General features: G+C 62.6%; 15 protein-coding genes. 12 read left to right on the forward strand and 3 right to left on the reverse strand.

Annotated features, from left to right (window positions below; all coding sequences use genetic code 11):
• Positions 1-33 precede the first annotated feature (33 nt).
• The 5 genes from betI (at position 34) to AC2FME_RS05050 (ending at position 4902) form a co-directional block, all read left to right on the forward strand.
• Entirely contained in the window at positions 34-606 is a 573-nt protein-coding gene (gene betI / locus AC2FME_RS05030) for a choline-binding transcriptional repressor BetI (RefSeq protein WP_496678724.1), read from the forward strand.
• Positions 603-2111 carry a choline-sulfatase gene (betC, locus tag AC2FME_RS05035; protein WP_496799814.1) on the forward strand — a complete coding sequence of 503 codons (1509 nt, stop codon included), beginning with the start codon at positions 603-605 and terminating at the stop codon, positions 2109-2111. Before betI ends, betC begins: the two co-directional genes overlap by 4 nt.
• Positions 2112-2197: 86 nt before the next feature.
• On the forward strand, positions 2198-3856 hold the full coding sequence (betA, locus tag AC2FME_RS05040) for a choline dehydrogenase (RefSeq protein WP_496799815.1): 1659 nt from the start codon (positions 2198-2200) through the stop codon (positions 3854-3856).
• Between the two features lie 54 nt (positions 3857-3910).
• Positions 3911-4555 carry a thermonuclease family protein gene (locus tag AC2FME_RS05045; RefSeq protein WP_496799816.1) on the forward strand — a complete coding sequence of 215 codons (645 nt, stop codon included), beginning with the start codon at positions 3911-3913 and terminating at the stop codon, positions 4553-4555.
• 101 nt (positions 4556-4656) lie between these two features.
• Entirely contained in the window at positions 4657-4902 is a 246-nt protein-coding gene (locus AC2FME_RS05050; RefSeq protein ID WP_496678730.1) for an HP1242/YdcH family protein, read from the forward strand.
• Positions 4903-4941: 39 nt separating this feature from the next.
• Here AC2FME_RS05050 and AC2FME_RS05055 read toward each other — a convergent pair whose 3' ends face one another.
• Together AC2FME_RS05055 and AC2FME_RS05060 are read right to left on the reverse strand one after the other, a co-directional pair.
• Entirely contained in the window at positions 4942-6342 is a 1401-nt protein-coding gene (locus AC2FME_RS05055) for a helix-turn-helix domain-containing protein (RefSeq protein ID WP_496795673.1), read from the reverse strand.
• Between the two features lie 64 nt (positions 6343-6406).
• Positions 6407-7612 (reverse strand): multidrug effflux MFS transporter, encoded by a 1206-nt coding sequence (locus AC2FME_RS05060; RefSeq protein WP_496678733.1) that lies wholly within the window; start codon positions 7610-7612, stop codon positions 6407-6409.
• A gap of 172 nt (positions 7613-7784) precedes the next feature.
• On the opposite strand from AC2FME_RS05060, the gene AC2FME_RS05065 reads away from it, so the two are divergent.
• The 5 genes from AC2FME_RS05065 to AC2FME_RS05085 all read left to right on the forward strand — a co-directional run bounded on the left by AC2FME_RS05065 (position 7785) and on the right by AC2FME_RS05085 (position 13183).
• On the forward strand, positions 7785-9317 hold the full coding sequence (locus AC2FME_RS05065) for an acyl-CoA carboxylase subunit beta (protein ID WP_496799817.1): 1533 nt from the start codon (positions 7785-7787) through the stop codon (positions 9315-9317).
• A 65-nt stretch (positions 9318-9382) separates the two neighbouring features.
• Positions 9383-9868 carry a DUF6497 family protein gene (locus AC2FME_RS05070; protein WP_496799818.1) on the forward strand — a complete coding sequence of 162 codons (486 nt, stop codon included), beginning with the start codon at positions 9383-9385 and terminating at the stop codon, positions 9866-9868.
• A gap of 130 nt (positions 9869-9998) precedes the next feature.
• On the forward strand, positions 9999-10352 hold the full coding sequence (locus tag AC2FME_RS05075; protein ID WP_496685896.1) for a hypothetical protein: 354 nt from the start codon (positions 9999-10001) through the stop codon (positions 10350-10352).
• A gap of 464 nt (positions 10353-10816) precedes the next feature.
• Positions 10817-11020 (forward strand): hypothetical protein, encoded by a 204-nt coding sequence (locus AC2FME_RS05080; protein WP_149774774.1) that lies wholly within the window; start codon positions 10817-10819, stop codon positions 11018-11020.
• A gap of 117 nt (positions 11021-11137) precedes the next feature.
• Positions 11138-13183: an ATP-binding protein gene (locus tag AC2FME_RS05085; RefSeq protein WP_496685898.1), complete on the forward strand. Its 2046-nt coding sequence runs from the start codon at positions 11138-11140 to the stop codon at positions 13181-13183.
• Between the two features lie 115 nt (positions 13184-13298).
• Here the strand turns inward: AC2FME_RS05085 and AC2FME_RS05090 are convergent, their stop codons facing one another.
• Entirely contained in the window at positions 13299-13745 is a 447-nt protein-coding gene (locus AC2FME_RS05090; RefSeq protein ID WP_496685900.1) for a DUF4174 domain-containing protein, read from the reverse strand.
• 159 nt (positions 13746-13904) lie between these two features.
• On the opposite strand from AC2FME_RS05090, the gene AC2FME_RS05095 reads away from it, so the two are divergent.
• Positions 13905-14720, forward strand: coding sequence for a hypothetical protein (locus AC2FME_RS05095; protein WP_496799819.1), 816 nt, complete (start codon positions 13905-13907; stop codon positions 14718-14720).
• The gene (gene scpA, locus AC2FME_RS05100; RefSeq protein WP_496799820.1) at positions 14717-16843 is read left to right on the forward strand and encodes a methylmalonyl-CoA mutase; all 2127 of its coding nucleotides are present in this window, start codon (positions 14717-14719) and stop codon (positions 16841-16843) included. Before AC2FME_RS05095 ends, scpA begins: the two co-directional genes overlap by 4 nt.
• The last annotated feature ends 25 nt before the right edge of the window (positions 16844-16868 follow it).

Here is a 16868-nt window from a genome sequence, read left to right on the forward strand (position 1 = left end):
GTTTTTCCGACATGGGTCATGTTGGGGGCGCGTATGCCGAAGCTTGGAATGGAGCCGATCCGGCGCGATGCGATCGTCAGGGCGACGATCGCCGAGTTGGGCGCGAAGAAATCGCTGGATGTGACCGTCAGCCAGATTGCCAAGCGGGCCGGCATGTCCAGTGCGTTGGCGCATCACTATTTCGGCGGAAAAGACCAGATATTCCTGGCCGCCATGCGCCGCATCCTGGGCGATTTCGGCGCCGAGGCCCGGTCGGAGCTGAAATCCGCCCCGCCGGACCAGCGCGCCCAAGCCATCATCCGCGCCTGTTTTGCGCCGTCCTGCTTTACCCCCGACGTGATCGCCGCGTGGATGACTTTTTACGTCCTAGCTCAAACCAACGATGACGCGCTGCGCCTGTGGCAGATCTATCAGGCACGGATCCGGTCGAACCTGATCCATGCTTTGCGCCCGTTGATGAGGGACCCGGTCGAGGCGGCCGAGAACATGATCGCCCTGATCGACGGTCTGTACATCCGCGCCGCTCTTTCCGCGCCCGAGGAACCGCAACTGGCCGTTTCCCACGCCATGCGCGTCCTGACGACCTTGCTCGAGGCCGAAAAATGACACAACCCAACATTCTGATCCTGATGGTGGATCAGCTGAACGGAACCCTCTTTCCCGACGGTCCCGCCGATTGGCTGCACGCGCCCAACCTCAAGAAACTAGCGGAGCGGTCAACGCGGTTTGCCAATGCCTATACGGCCTCGCCGCTGTGTGCGCCGGGGCGGGCCAGCTTCATGTCCGGCCAGTTGCCCTCGCGCACGGGGGTCTATGACAACGCGGCCGAGTTCCGCAGCGACATCCCCACCTATGCCCATCACCTGCGCCGCGCGGGATACTACACCTGCCTGTCGGGCAAGATGCATTTCGTTGGCCCCGACCAACTGCACGGGTTCGAGGACCGCCTGACCACCGACATCTATCCGGCCGATTTCGGCTGGACCCCGGATTACCGCAAACCGGGCGAGCGCATCGACTGGTGGTACCACAACATGGGCTCGGTCACCGGGGCCGGCGTGGCCGAGATCACCAACCAGATGGAGTATGACGACGAGGTCGCATATCACGCCAAGGCCAAGCTGTATGATTTGGCCCGTGGCAAGGATGACCGTCCATGGTGCGTGACCGTCAGCTTCACGCATCCGCATGACCCCTATGTTTCGCGGCGAAAGTACTGGGACCTGTACGAGGATTGCGAGCACCTGCTGCCGCAGGTCCCGGATCTGGGCTACGACAACCAGGACCCGCACGCCAAGCGCATATTCGACGCCAATGACTGGCGCAGTTTCGACATCAGCGAAGAGGATATCCGCAGCTCGCGCCGGGCCTATTTCGCCAACATCACCTATCTGGACGACAAGATCGGAGAGATCCTCGAGGTTCTGGAGACCACCCGGCAAGAGGCGATCATCCTCTTCGTCTCCGACCACGGCGACATGCTGGGCGAGCGGGGCCTGTGGTTCAAGATGAACTTCTACGAAGGCTCGGCCCGGGTGCCGCTGATGATCTCGGCGCCGGGCCTGCCGGCCGGCCGCATCGACGCCCCGGTTTCGACGATCGACGTGGCCCCGACGCTGGGCGAACTGGCGGGTGTGGACATGGCGGAGATCGCTCCGTGGACGGATGGCGAAAGCCTGGTGCCGCTGGCCAATGGCACCGAGCGGACGGCGCCGGTCCTGATGGAATACGCCGCCGAGGCCTCATATGCCCCGCTGGTGTCGATGCGCTATGGCAATTGGAAATACAATCGCTGCGCGCTGGACCCCGAACAGCTCTTCGACCTCGAAGCCGACCCGCACGAGTTGGAGAACCTGGCCGAAAAACCGGAACACGCCGGAACGCTGCAGACCTTGCGCGCCAAGTCCGAGGCGCGCTGGGATCTGGACCGGTTCGACGCCGACGTGCGTGCCAGCCAGGCGCGCCGCTGGGTGGTTTACGAGGCGCTGCGGCAGGGCGGCTATTACCCGTGGGACTACCAGCCGCTGCAGAAAGCGTCGGAACGCTACATGCGCAACCACATGAATCTGGACAACCTCGAGGAAAGCCAGCGCTTTCCGCGCGGCGAATGACCTCTTTCAAGATTTGAAGAAAAACCCACTGGTGGCAACGCACGGGACATCCCGCGCCACCGGTCGGGGCCAATGGAGACACGACCATGGAAGCAGATTTCGTCATCGTCGGCGCCGGATCCGCCGGATGTGCGATGGCCTATCGTCTGAGCGAGGCGGGGGCCTCGGTATTGGTGATCGAGCATGGCGGCACCGATGCCGGGCCGTTCATTCAGATGCCGGCGGCGCTCAGCTATCCGATGAACATGTCGATCTATGACTGGGGCTATCAGTCCGAGCCCGAACCCTACCTGAACAACCGGCGGCTGGCCTGCCCGCGCGGCAAAGTGATCGGAGGGTCGTCCTCGATCAACGGGATGGTCTATGTGCGCGGCCATGCGCGCGACTTTGATACCTGGGCCGATATGGGCGCAGATGGCTGGTCCTTTGCGGATGTTCTGCCTTATTTCAAACGGATGGAGAGCTGGCACGACGGCGGTCACGGCGGTGACCCGATATGGCGCGGCAGCGACGGCCCGCTGCATGTGTCACGGGGGCCGCGCAAGAACCCTCTGTTCAAGGCCTTCGTCGAGGCCGGGCGGCAGGCTGGCTACGAGCTGACCGATGACTACAACGGCGAGAAACAGGAAGGTTTCGGCCCGATGGAGCAGACCGTCTGGAAGGGGCGGCGCTGGTCGGCGGCCAATGCCTATCTGAAGCCCGCGCTGAAACGCCCGAACTGCGATATCGTACGGGGCCTCGCCACGCGCGTGGTGATCGAGGATGGCCGCGCAACCGGGGTCGAACTGATCCGTGGTGGCCGCACGCAGATCGTGCGCGCCCGGCGCGAGGTGGTGCTGGCGGCCTCGTCGATCAACTCGCCCAAGCTTCTGATGCTGTCGGGGATCGGACCGGCTGCGCATCTTGCCGAGCACGGCATCGACGTGGTCGCCGACCGGCCCGGCGTGGGCGCGAACCTGCAGGATCACTTGGAACTGTATATCCAGCAGGCCTCGCTGCAGCCGATCACGCTGTACAAGTACTGGAACCTGTTCGGCAAGGGCCTGATCGGGGCGCAATGGCTGTTTACCAAGACCGGCCTTGGCGCGTCGAACCAATTTGAAAGCGCGGCGTTCATCCGCTCGAGGCCAGGGGTCGAGTATCCGGATATCCAGTACCACTTCTTGCCCATCGCGGTACGCTATGACGGCAAGGCCGCAGCCGAGGGGCATGGCTTCCAGGCGCATGTGGGGCCGATGCGCTCACCCTCGCGCGGGGCGGTGACGCTGCGCTCGGCCAAGCCCGAGGACGCGCCGGTGATCCGCTTCAACTACATGAGCACCGAGCAGGACTGGGAGGATTTCCGCACCTGCATCCGCCTGACCCGCGAGATTTTCGGGCAGGACGCGTTCAAGCCTTATGCGGGCAAGGAGATCCAGCCCGGCGCTGACGTGCAGACCGACGAAGAACTGAACGCCTTCATCGCCGAACATGCCGAGAGCGCCTATCACCCCTGCGGCACCTGTCGCATGGGGCGGGCCGACGACCCGAACGCGGTCGTCGACCCGCAGGGCCGCGTCATCGGGGTGGATGGGCTGCGCGTGGCGGACAGCTCGATCTTTCCGCAGATTACCAACGGCAACCTGAACGCGCCGTCGATCATGGTGGGCGAAAAGATGTCGGATCATTTGCTGGGCAAAGACCCGCTGCCCCGGGCCAATGACCGGCCTTGGATCCACCCGAACTGGCAGACCGCGCAGCGTTAACCTTTCGTAGCAGCATGGGTTGAATGTCCGGCACCGGCCGGGCATATCGTGCCCATGTTAAGAATTTGTTTAGCATTTGTTCTTTTTGCTGCGACTGCGAATGCCGCTGACATGCTGACGGGCCGTATCAAGGTCATTGATGCCGATACGTGGGACGTGGGCGGCTTGCGTGTCCGCCTGCACGGGATCGACGCGCCTGAACTCGACCAGACCTGCGAGGACCCAAGCGGAGCGATCTGGTCTTGCGGCGCTTGGGTCACGCATGTGGTCCGGCAGAATTTCGGCGACATGCAAGCGGTCTGCATGCGGCGCGATACCGACCGCTATGGCCGGGTCGTCGCGTCTTGCACGGTGCAGGGCGCCGATGCCGGCGCAATGTTGGTGCAGGCTGGTCTGGCCTTCGCCTATCGAAAATACTCGGTTGACTACATCGCCGACGAAAACCGTGCCGCCGCCGCGGGGGTCGGCCTGCACGCCGGAACGGTGCAGGCGCCTTGGTTGTACCGCGGGCAAAAGCGCAAGGTCGCCAGCAAGGGCTGCGACATCAAGGGCAACATTTCATCCAAGGGCGCGCGAATCTATCACATGCCCGGACAAAGGCATTATGCGCGCACTAGGATCAGCCTGGCAAAGGGCGAACGCTGGTTCTGCTCACCCGCAGAAGCGCGCGCGGCCGGATGGCGCGCTGCGCGGCAGTGAAAAAGTCTGCCCGACAATCCGCATCTTGATCCGCGTCAAAGATGAGTCTGATCAGAGGCTTTAGACGTTGATGGCAATATCAAGACAAGGAGCGAAAACATATGTCACATACGCCACATGAACTGGCCGAAGAATTTCCCGACAAGGTCAAGTTGATGAGCCAGCTCAAACAGTCGGACGCGCATTTCGCCCGACTGGCGGATGAATACCATGAGGTCAACCGGGCGGTGCATCGCGCCGAAACCAATATCGAACCGATGGAGGAACTGGCCGAAACCGAGTTGCGCAAGAAACGCGCCGCGCTGAAGGACGAGATTTGGGCGATCCTGTCCAAGGCCACGGCCTGACACCGCGCGGGGCGGGTGACCGACCCGCCCCTCGTATTTTCATGTCACCTCGTAGGGCAGAGTGCCGCGGCTGTTCGCGTCGATTGTCAGGCGCCGTTCCAGCGGCGGCACCGAGCGTTGGTGGCACGTCTTGCGTTCGCAGATCCGGCAGGAAATGCCGATCGGCTCATAGGCGCTGGCATTGTTGATGTCGAGATGATCGGCATAGACCAACGCCTCGGCGTGGCGCACCTCGCATCCCAGCGCGATGGCATAGCGCCGCACCGGCGCGCCGAAGGACCCCCCTGATTTCGACACGTCCCGCGCCAGCGAGATATAGCGCACCCCGTCCGGCGTTTCGGCCAGCTGCCGCAGGAAATGGCCCGGAGTCTCGAAGGCCCGGTGCACGTTCCACAGCGGGCAGGCCCCGCCGAACCGCGCAAATTGCAGCCGCGTGGCCGAGTGGCGCTTGGTGATCGTTCCCGCCTGATCGACCCGCACGAAGAAGAACGGAATGCCCTTGGCGCCCGGACGCTGCAGCGTGGACAAACGGTGGGCCACCTGCTCGATCGAGGCGCCGAACCTGTTGCTGAGCAATTCCAGATCGTGCCGATAGTCCCTGGCAGCGTTCAGAAAAGCGCCGTAGGGCATCAGGGATGCGCCGGCAAAGTAGTTCGCCAGCCCGATCTTGGCGATTGCGCGGGCCTCGTCGCTTTGGAACTTGGCAAAATCCAACGTGGCCTCCAGCAACTTGTCCTGGCTGATCAGGGCGACCTGAAGCAACAACTGAAAGACCTGCGTCTGCGGCGCCGCACGCGATGACAGGCGCAGGGTCTTGGTCTGACCGTCATAGCTGCGCAGGGCCCGGATATCCTCGAATGTGACCTGAATGCCGCGCTCTGCGAGGCTTTCCAGCGCGGCCTGCCGAATGCCGCCGGGCCCGTCGGCACGGGCGGCAAAGCGTTCAGCGGCACGGTCCACCGCATCGATGTAGTTGTCGCAATAGTGGAAGAAATCGCGAACTTCCTCCCACGGGCTGGCCTGAATGCGCGCGTCCTCGCGGCCCAGTGCTTCGTCCAGCGAGGCCAGCCGTTCGTGGGTCTGCCTGTAGGCTCTGTGCAGTTCGATGAAGGCCCGCGCCAGGGCCGGGGCGTTTGAGGCCGTCAGGCGCAGATCGGCCAGCGGTGGCGTGGCATCGGCAAAGACCGGATCGGCCAGCGCCTCGCGCATGTCCGAGACCAGACGCTCGCTGTCGCCGGTGCTCAACTCGGTCACGTCCATGCCGAATTCCTGCGCCAGCGCCAGAACGACGGTCGTCGAGATCGGCCGATTGTTGTTCTCCATCTGGTTCAGATAGGGCAGGGACACGCCCAGCTTGGCGGCGAATTCCTTTTGCGTCAGTGTCAGGCGTGTGCGCATTTCGCGCAGCTTGGCGCCAGCATAGAGTTTCTGAGTGGCCATTGGGTGTCTTTGCAATTATTCTGCTTGGTCAGCCTAACTTTGCAAAGCGAGTCTCGCAAGTCTCTCACAAGCCGATTTGCCTTTCGCGCCAGATGACCGAACTGATGGCGATGATGGCGAGGACCGAGGTGGCGAGCATCAGCCAAAGCAGAGGCATCGCGCCGGTTTCATGCGTCAGCAGGGCTCCAGCCAGCGCGCTGAGTGCCGCCCCGCCGCCCAGCATGATCGCTCCGCTCAACCCCGAGGCCGTGGCCGCCAGGTGTGGGCGCACCGACAGGGCGCCGGCGGTTGCGTTCGGGATGGACATGCCATTGCCGAGGCCTACGAAGGTCATGAAGCCGAAGAAGCTGAGCGCCGAGCCTTTGTCCAAAAGGAACAGGCCCGCCGAAAGGGCGACCCCGATGGCATTCAGCCAGCACCCCCAGCGCACCATCCGGTTGACACCAAAGCGGACCGAGAAGCGCCCACTGATGAAGTTGCCGAAGAAATAGCCCACCGCCGGTGCGCCGAAATAGATGCCGACCTGGGCTGCCGTCAGGCCAAATAGTTCCGACCCGATAAAAGGTGCGCCCCCCAGATAGGCAAAGAACGCCCCCGAGGAGAATGCCGAGGACAGCGAATACCCCCAAAAGCGGGGCGACATCAGCAGTTCGGGATACTCTCGGAACTGCTGGAGCAGGGTTTTTCCGCTTTTGGCCGAAGTTTCCCCGAAATCCAGATAGGTCAGCCCGAGCGCCAGCGCCGCTAGCCCGAACGGCAACCAGAAATTGGCTTTCCAGCCAAAACTCTCTTCGAGAATGCCGCCGATGGCCGGCCCGATCATAGGGACCACGGCCATGCCCATGGTGACATAACCGATCATCGAGGCGGCCTGATCCTGATCGTACATATCCCGTACTGCAGCCCGGCTGAGCACGATGCCGACCACGATGACCGCCTGTGCCATGCGAAAGGTCAGGAAGGTCTCGACATTCGGGGCATAGATGCACCCAAGCGTCGCCAGCAGAAACAGCGCCAACCCCCACAGCAGCACCGGCCGCCGACCGGCCTTGTCCGCGATCGGTCCGATCACGATCTGCAGCACCGCATTGACCAGCAGGTACAGCGCGATCGACAACTGCATGATCTTGTAGTCCGCCCGGAAATACTCTGCCATGAAGGGCAGGCTGGGCAGGAAAAGGTTCATGCTGAGCGCACTAAGGCCGGACAGCAGGACCAGTGTCGCAAGTGTCGGAGGGGAACGATCAGCGGAGGTGGATCTGAACTGCATGGTTCACTCTTAGATCGAAGGTCGCGCAAAGGCCATGCCGCACTGGTGAGGTTAGCCAATTTGCAATTTAGTTGCCACGCATTGCCAATGGTTTGCAAATTTGCCGAAAAGGGCTTTGGGTGACGCAGAGCTGTCTATATTGTCCCTGCAAAATTCACAGGGGACGATCGAGATGAAGGATATCCTGGCCGAGCTGGAAAACCGCCGCGAGAACGCGCGCCTGGGAGGGGGGCAGAAGCGGATCGACGCGCAGCATGCCCGCGGCAAGCTGACGGCACGCGAACGGATCGAGCTGCTGCTGGACGAAGGCAGCTTTGAGGAATTCGACATGTTCGTGACCCACCGCTGCACCGATTTCGGTATGGAAAAACAAAAACCTGCCGGAGATGGCGTCGTCACCGGCTGGGGTACGATCAATGGCCGCATGGTCTATGTGTTCAGCCAGGACTTTACCGTGTTCGGCGGGTCTCTGTCGGAATCGCATGCGCAGAAGATCTGCAAGATCATGGATATGGCGATGCAGAACGGCGCGCCGGTGATCGGCATCAACGACTCGGGCGGGGCGCGAATCCAGGAAGGTGTCGCCTCGCTGGCGGGCTATGCCGAGGTGTTCCAGCGCAATATCATGGCCTCTGGTGTAGTGCCGCAGATCTCGGTGATCATGGGGCCCTGTGCCGGTGGCGCGGTCTACAGCCCGGCGATGACCGACTTCATCTTCATGGTCAAGGACACCTCGTACATGTTCGTGACCGGCCCCGACGTGGTGAAAACTGTCACCAACGAGGTCGTCACCGCCGAGGAATTGGGCGGTGCGTCGACGCACACCAAGAAGTCCAGCGTGGCCGACGGCGCTTTCGAGAACGATGTCGAGGCGCTGGCCGAGGTGCGCCGTCTGGTGGACTTCCTGCCGCTGAACAACCGCGACAAGCCCCCGGTTCGCCCCTTCTTCGACGAGCCGGACCGCGTCGAGATGTCGTTAGACACCTTGGTGCCGGAAAACCCCAACACGCCCTATGATATGAAGGAACTGATCGTCAAAGTGGCGGACGAGGGCGATTTCTACGAAATCCAGGAGGATTTCGCCAAGAACATCATCACCGGGTTCATCCGGCTTGAGGGGCAGACCGTGGGCGTGGTGGCCAACCAGCCGATGGTGCTGGCCGGCTGTCTGGACATCGACAGCAGCCGCAAGGCCGCGCGATTCGTGCGCTTCTGCGACTGTTTCGAGATCCCGATCCTGACCTTCGTCGACGTTCCGGGCTTTTTGCCCGGCACCAGCCAGGAATATGGCGGGGTCATCAAGCATGGCGCCAAGCTGCTGTTTGCTTATGGCGAGGCGACCGTTCCCAAAGTGACCGTCATCACCCGCAAGGCCTATGGAGGTGCCTACGACGTGATGGCGTCGAAACACCTGCGTGGCGACTTCAACTATGCGTGGCCCACCGCCGAGATCGCGGTGATGGGGGCCAAGGGCGCCACCGAAATCATTCACCGCGCCGATCTGGGCGACCCAGAAAAGATCGCGCAGCACACCAAGGACTACGAGGATCGCTTTGCCAATCCTTTCGTGGCGGCCGAGCGTGGCTTCATTGACGAGGTGATCATGCCGCATTCGACCCGCCGCCGGGTGTCACGGGCCTTTGCCAGCCTGCGCAACAAGCAGCTGAAAAACCCGTGGAAAAAACACGACAACATTCCGTTGTAGGTTGCGGGGCGCAAGCCCCTTGTCCGCCAGACATTCAGGATTGACCGACACCGCAAAACCATATCATGATCCGCCCGACCCGAAACAGAACCGCGCAGGCAGGCTGCCTTGCGCACGCGACCTCGGAAGGAGGAGCCCGCCCACAGCGGGTCCGAGGTCGCGCTCTTTTCGTTCTGCTTTGGGGGGTGGCCGGCCCCGTTCAGGCGCAGCCGGGCAACCAGCTGCCCGTACCTTCGGGGCAACCGGTCGAGTTGAGCGAGGTCCTGCTGGACAACAACCCAGGCGAGCTGTGGCTTCGGTTCCGGTTCATCGCACCCAAGATCGGGGGCGAGGTGGGGCGCATCGGCTATGACGTGGCCGCCAAGGACATGCTGCACCTGTGCCAGACGCTGGTTGTTCCCTATGTCGCGCATCACGATTTGCACCCTGCGCGGGTGGTGATTTCGTTGTCCGACAGGCCGATTCAGTTCGGGGATGTCGCCCCGGACGCAACCCAGTTTTTCGAAGCCTACCGGTTGGAACGATCCACCTGTATCTGGGAGGAGCTTTGACCATGACTCGCCCGATTCATCTGCGTCGAGCCCAACTTTGCACTCTTGCGGCTTTGGAGTTGCCCATGACCCATTCTTCCCGATGTGGACGCCCGCACCGGATTCGCTTGACCGCGGCCCAGGTGCCGCCATGTTGAAACACCGCGGTTTTCCCGGCCGGTTGCCCGGCACCGATTTCCAGTTCACGATTCGGCGCGCAAACCCCAAGGGGGTTACGCCCCTAACGCGGCGCGAGCGGTTCCGTGATCGCAAACCGGCCGATCGTCGCGCCGACGCGGCCTTCATGGAGGCCCTGTGGGAGCATTTCGGGGATCAGCCGTTCGAGCGCGGCAATCTGGATGCCGGTCGCCTGAGTTGGCTGTTCGGCCGCGAAGTCGTTCCGGCCGAAGATCCGTTTGATCCTGCCAGTTATGACGCGTTGTTGAAAATAGATGTCGATGTTGCGCGGCAGTCATTTCCCGACATCTTCGATGGAGCGTCCTAGCTGGTGGATCGGGGTGCCACATATCTGACCCGGGACCACACGCGCGGGTTGGCCTTGGACTGTCTGCCCGGGGCCGATGCGCGCGCCGTGATCCTGCAGCGCGGACGCAGTCCCTTCGGCGCAAAATCGCGCGCCTTCGCAGCGCATGGGCAGGTTTCAGCCGGAAATGAAATTGGAAACAATGATCGCTTGGTGATCAAAATTGTCCAATGCAGAATTATGGGGCCGTGCGGCTCGACTTTGCCTGCGTCGCACAAGCACCTACTATTCCGTACCCCTTCCTTCCGCGGGCAGGCCGATCCTTCCCAGTTCGACCTGTCCGCGGTCTTCTCCTCGTCACCGGCGCGCCCTCCGCGGCAAAATCCTGCGCAGGATCCCTGCGGGGCAAGTCTGATATTGAATAGCAGGCCCGGTTTCGGGCAACTGAAGGGCAGTTCGTCAAGAAACCAAAAGGGGCAGATCGAATGCGAGCTTCACGAGTCATTCTTGCGTTGGCGGCATGCGCCGGCATCACCGCCTGCGGTGAAACAATCGGAGAACAGGCGATCCTGGGTGGCGGAGTCGGGGCCATCGGCGCGGCCGTCGTCAGCGCGGACCCGATCGTCGGGGCCGCGGTCGGTGCGGCGGGCAATGTGCTGTACTGCAAAACCCAGAACAACTGTTACTGAAACCTTCATTGCGGGGCGCGCGCCGTCCCGTCCACCATTTGACGGCACGCCGTTGCGGGGCATCAGCCCGGCAACGGCGTTTTCGTTTGTCCAGAACACAAAGACAGAGGACGTTCCATGTTCAACAAGATCCTGATCGCCAACCGAGGCGAGATTGCCTGCCGGGTCATCAAGACTGCTCGGAAAATGGGAATCGGCACTGTCGCCATCTACTCGGATGCCGACAAGCACGCGTTGCATGTGGAAATGGCCGACGAGGCTGTTCACATCGGACCGCCGCCGGCGAACCAGTCCTACATCGTGATCGACAAGGTGATGGACGCCATCCGCCAGACCGGCGCGCAGGCGGTTCACCCCGGCTATGGCTTCCTGTCCGAAAACGCGAAATTCGCCGAGGCGCTCGAGGCCGAAGGCGTCGTATTCGTGGGCCCTCCGAAAGGGGCGATCGAGGCGATGGGTGACAAGATCACCTCGAAGAAGATCGCGCAGGAGGCCGATGTCAGCACCGTTCCCGGATACATGGGCCTGATCGAGGATGCGGACGAGGCGGTGAAGATCAGCCAGCAGATCGGCTATCCGGTGATGATCAAGGCCAGTGCCGGTGGCGGCGGAAAGGGTATGCGCATCGCCTGGAACGACGACGAGGCGCGCGAAGGCTTCCAGTCGTCCAAGAACGAGGCCGCAAGCTCGTTTGGCGATGACCGGATCTTCATCGAGAAATTCGTGACGCAACCGCGCCACATCGAAATTCAAGTTCTCTGCGACACGCACGGCAACGGCATTTATCTGGGCGAGCGTGAATGCTCGATCCAGCGTCGCAACCAGAAAGTGGTGGAAGAGGCCCCGTCGCCCTTCCTGGACGAGGCGACCCGCCGTGCGATGGGCGAACAGGCCGTGGCGCTGGCCAAGGCCGTGGGCTATGCCAGCGCGGGCACGGTAGAGTTCATCGTGGATGGCGACAAGAATTTCTACTTCCTGGAAATGAACACCCGCCTGCAGGTCGAGCACCCGGTGACCGAGCTGATCACCGGTGTCGATCTGGTCGAACAGATGATCCGCGTCGCCGCGGGCGAGCCGCTGTCGATCACCCAGGACGACGTCAAGTTGACCGGCTGGGCGATCGAGAACCGGCTGTATGCCGAGGATCCCTATCGCAACTTCCTGCCCTCGATCGGGCGGCTGACCCGCTATCGTCCGCCGCAGGAGGTGGCCGCGGGCCCGCTGTTGGAAAATGGCAAATGGCAGGGCGATGCGCCCAGTGGCGAGACAGCCGTGCGCAACGATACCGGCGTCTTTGAGGGCGGCGAGATCAGCATGTATTATGACCCAATGATCGCCAAGCTGTGCACCTGGGCGCCGACCCGCGAGCAGGCGATCGAGGCGATGCGCGTGGCACTGGACAGTTTCGAGGTTGAAGGCATCGGCCACAACCTGCCGTTCCTGTCGGCGGTGATGGATCACCCCAAATTCGTCAGTGGTGACATGACCACCGCTTTCATCGCCGAGGAATATCCCGATGGGTTCAACGGTGTCGAACTGCCCGAAGGCGACTTGCGCCGAATCGCGGCCTCGTGCGCGGCGATGCACCGGGTGGCCGAGATCCGCCGCACTCGCGTTTCGGGTCGGATGGACAACCACGAACGCAAGGTCGGCAAGCGCTGGGTGGTCACGCTGCAGGGGCAGGAATATGCCGTGCAGGTGAATGCAGACCGCGACGGTGCTACGGTCAAGTTCGAGGACGGCGCCGCCCTGCGCGTCAGCTCGGACTGGACACCAGGTGACCAGCTGGCGGTTCTGGACGTGGACGGCAGCCCACTTGTGCTGAAAGTCGGCAAGATCTCGGGCGGGTTCCGCATCCGCAACCGGGGGGCGGACCTGAAGGTGCATGTGCGCCGGCCGCGCGCTGCCGAACTGGCCAAGCTGATGCCCGAGAAACTGCCGCCAGACACCTCGAAAATGCTGCTGTGCCCGATGCCGGGCCTGATCGTGAAGATCGATGTCGAGGTCGGGCAAGAGGTGCAGGAAGGTCAGGCGCTGTGCACGGTCGAGGCGATGAAGATGGAGAACATCCTGCGCGCCGAGCGCAAGGGGGTGGTGTCCAAGATCAATGCCGGTCCGGGCGACAGCCTGGCCGTCGATGACGTGATCATGGAGTTCGAATAACGTCCATGTGCGCTTGCCCGGGAAATGTGGGTTTTGCCCGTTTTGTCGCCATCTGCACCGTCAGTGCGGATGGTGCGGGCGTGGCAGACCCCCTCTGCCGGGCGGGTCTGAGTCGTCAGCGCCCCTCGCGCCGCTCGCGGACTTCGCGCTCGCGCAGGGGGGTCTTGTCGATGGACCGGCTGATCTCGCGCACGCTCCACGGCGTGGGTTTGCGCAGTTTCACCACCCCGTCCTTGTCGACGAAGACCATCGCGAACCCGCGCGGGCGCAGTTGCGTCCGGATTGGGGATCGCGCTGAAGGGTCGGTGTCGGTCAGAACGACGACGTCACGTTCGCGCATCATGTCTTCGCCGTCCTTCAACATCTCGATCTGCTGTTGGAATCGCGGATCGGCCGGGGTGTCTGCAAACACCACGATGGGCCGGTGGGTCCAGAGAAACTCGCTCAGCTCACTGTCGCCGGCGGGGCGGATGAAGGCGTCTTCTTCCGCGGCCGCGCCGTCCGCCGCCCAGGCGGCGAGGGGCAAAAGTGCTGAAAAAACCAAGGTAATCAAGCGTGTCATTGCGTCTCCCGTCATCCTGAATATAGCCTTTGTCCCGGCGAATGCGACCGACGAAATGACTTTGGGCATCAAAAAAGCATGCGCAGCAGCGCAACGATTGCGTGATCGCGGCAGGCACCAATCCAACCGGATGGAGTTTCCTGGTGGCGGGGTGTTGGCATGGAAGTGATTCTGCACTGCGGTGCGCATCGGTGCGCCACGACGAGTTTTCAAGGTTTCATGGCCGCACATGCCCAGGGACTGGAGAACCAGGGGCTAGTGTACTGGGGGCCTGAACGCACGCAGTCCAATGGTCTCAACAGTCTCGACAAACTGACGCCCGACATCTGCGCGGGTTTGCACCAGGAGTTGGATGCATGCAGACGCCAGGGCGCTCGGCAGGTTCTGATCAGCCAGGAGAACTTTGTCGGTTCCATGGTTCGGAACTTCGCCTACGCCTCGCTGTATCCAAATGTACTGGAGCGGGGGCAGCTTCTGGCCCAGGCCTTTGGCGGACGGGTTTCGAAGATTGCGCTGAACATCAGGTCGCTGGACATGTACTGGGCGTCGGCTGCGGATTATTTGCTGACCCGCAAGAACACATCGATAGAACCCGAGCGCTGGCAACGCATCGCAAACGGCAAGCGGAGTTGGCGTAGTGTCATCACGGATCTGGGACGTGCGTTCCCGGGCATTCGTTTTCTGGTTTTGCCCTTCGAGGAGTTTTGCGGGCAACAGCACGCACAGCTTGAGGTTCTGACCGGCCTGACCGTGCCGGACACGGGCCGGCGCTTTGCACTCAACGGCACATCCCGGCCGGCCGGGCATGGGCTGAACGCCCAGCAGGCCATGAAGCTGTGCATCGACTATGCCGACGATCTCGCCTGGCTGGCCTCGGGCGCCGACGGCCTTGCCGAATTGATAACCCACACGGGGACACATGATCGCGGGACCGCGCCCGCGGAAACAGGATTGGAACAGAGGATATCGACATGACCGATATGAAGGACTGGCGCGCGCTAGCCGAAAAGGAACTGCGGGGGCGCCCCGTCGAGGACCTGACCAAGACAACGCTGGAAGGGATCGAGGTCAAGCCGCTGTACACGCAGGACGACACCGCCGACCTGCCGCATATGCATTCCCTGCCGGGGTTCGCGCCCTTCACCCGAGGCGTGCGGGCCACGATGTATGCAGGCCGCCCGTGGACCATCCGCCAGTATGCGGGGTTTTCCACGGCCGAGGAATCGAATGCCTTTTACCGCCGCAACCTCGCGGCCGGTCAGCAGGGCGTTTCGGTTGCCTTCGACCTGGCCACGCACCGCGGCTATGACAGCGACCACCCGCGCGTGGTGGGCGATGTGGGCAAGGCCGGGGTGGCCATCGACAGCGTCGAGGACATGAAGATTCTGTTTGACGGCATCCCGCTGGATCAGGTCTCGGTCTCGATGACGATGAACGGCGCGGTGATCCCGATCCTGGCCAATTTCATCGTCACCGGCGAAGAGCAGGGCCATGACAAGTCGGTTCTGGCGGGCACCATTCAGAACGACATTCTGAAGGAGTTCATGGTCCGCAACACCTATATCTATCCGCCCGAGCCTTCGATGCGGATCATCTCGGACATCATCGAATACACCTCGAACGAGATGCCCAAGTTCAACTCGATCTCGATCTCGGGTTACCACATGCAGGAGGCCGGCGCGAACCTGGTGCAGGAGCTGGCCTATACCCTGGCCGACGGGCGCGAATATGTGCGCGCGGCCATCGACGCGGGCATGGACGTGGACAAATTCGCGGGGCGCCTGTCGTTCTTTTTTGCCATCGGCATGGATTTCTTCATGGAGATCGCCAAGCTGCGCGCCGCGCGTACGCTGTGGCACCGGGTGATGACCGAGTTCGGGGCCAAGAACGAACGCTCGAAGATGCTGCGCACCCATTGCCAGACCTCGGGCGTGTCGCTGCAGGAGCAGGACCCCTACAACAACGTGATCCGCACGGCCTATGAGGCGCTGAGCGCGGTTCTGGGCGGCACACAGTCGCTGCATACCAACGCGCTGGACGAGGCGATCGCGCTGCCCACCGATTTCTCGGCCCGGATCGCCCGCAACACCCAGCTGATCCTGCAGGAAGAGACGGGGATCACCAACGTGGTCGATCCGCTGGCGGGCTCCTACTACGTCGAAAGCCTGACCAACGAGTTGATCGAAAAGGCGTGGGCCCTGATGGAAGAGGTCGAGGAGATGGGCGGCATGACCAAGGCCGTGGCCAGCGGCATGCCCAAGCTGCGGATCGAGGAAAGCGCCGCGCGCCGCCAGGCCATGATCGACCGTGGCGAAGAGGTGATCGTCGGCGTCAACAAGTACCGCAAGGAAAAGGAAGACCCGATCGAGATTCTCGAGGTCGACAACCAGGCCGTCCGCGAGGCGCAGATCGCCCGGCTGGAACGCATCCGCGCGACCCGGGACGAGGCCGCCTGTCAGGCCGCGCTGGACGAACTGACCCGGCGCGCGAAAGAGGGGGGCAACCTGCTGGAAGCCGCCGTCGAGGCCGCGCGTGCCCGCGCAACCGTAGGAGAGATCAGCATGGCAATGGAAAAGGAATTCGGCCGTCATCGAGCCGAAGTGAAAACGCTGGCTGGTGTCTATGGCGCAGCTTACGAAGGTGACGAGGGCTTTGCCGCCATCCAGAAATCGATTGAGGAATTTGCCGAGGAAGAGGGCCGCCGCCCGCGTCTTCTGGTGGTCAAGATGGGCCAGGATGGTCACGACCGCGGGGCAAAGGTGATCGCCACCGCGTTCGCCGATATCGGTTTCGACGTGGACGTCGGTCCGCTGTTCCAGACCCCGGCCGAGGCCGCTCAGGACGCGATCGACAATGATGTGCATGTGGTTGGCATTTCCAGCCAGGCGGCGGGTCACAAGACACTGGCGCCGCAATTGGTGGAAGAACTGAAGAAGGCTGGTGCCGAGGATATCATCGTGATTTGCGGTGGCGTCATCCCCCAGCAGGATTATCAGTTCCTGTATGATCACGGGGTCAAGGCGATCTTCGGTCCGGGGACCAACATTCCCGAGGCGGCGCAGGACATCTTGCGCCTGATCCGCGAGGCGCGCGGCTGAACTGTGATTTGGGGGGCTGTCTGCC

Source organism: Ruegeria sp. BHSC026 (genome assembly GCF_059613065.1).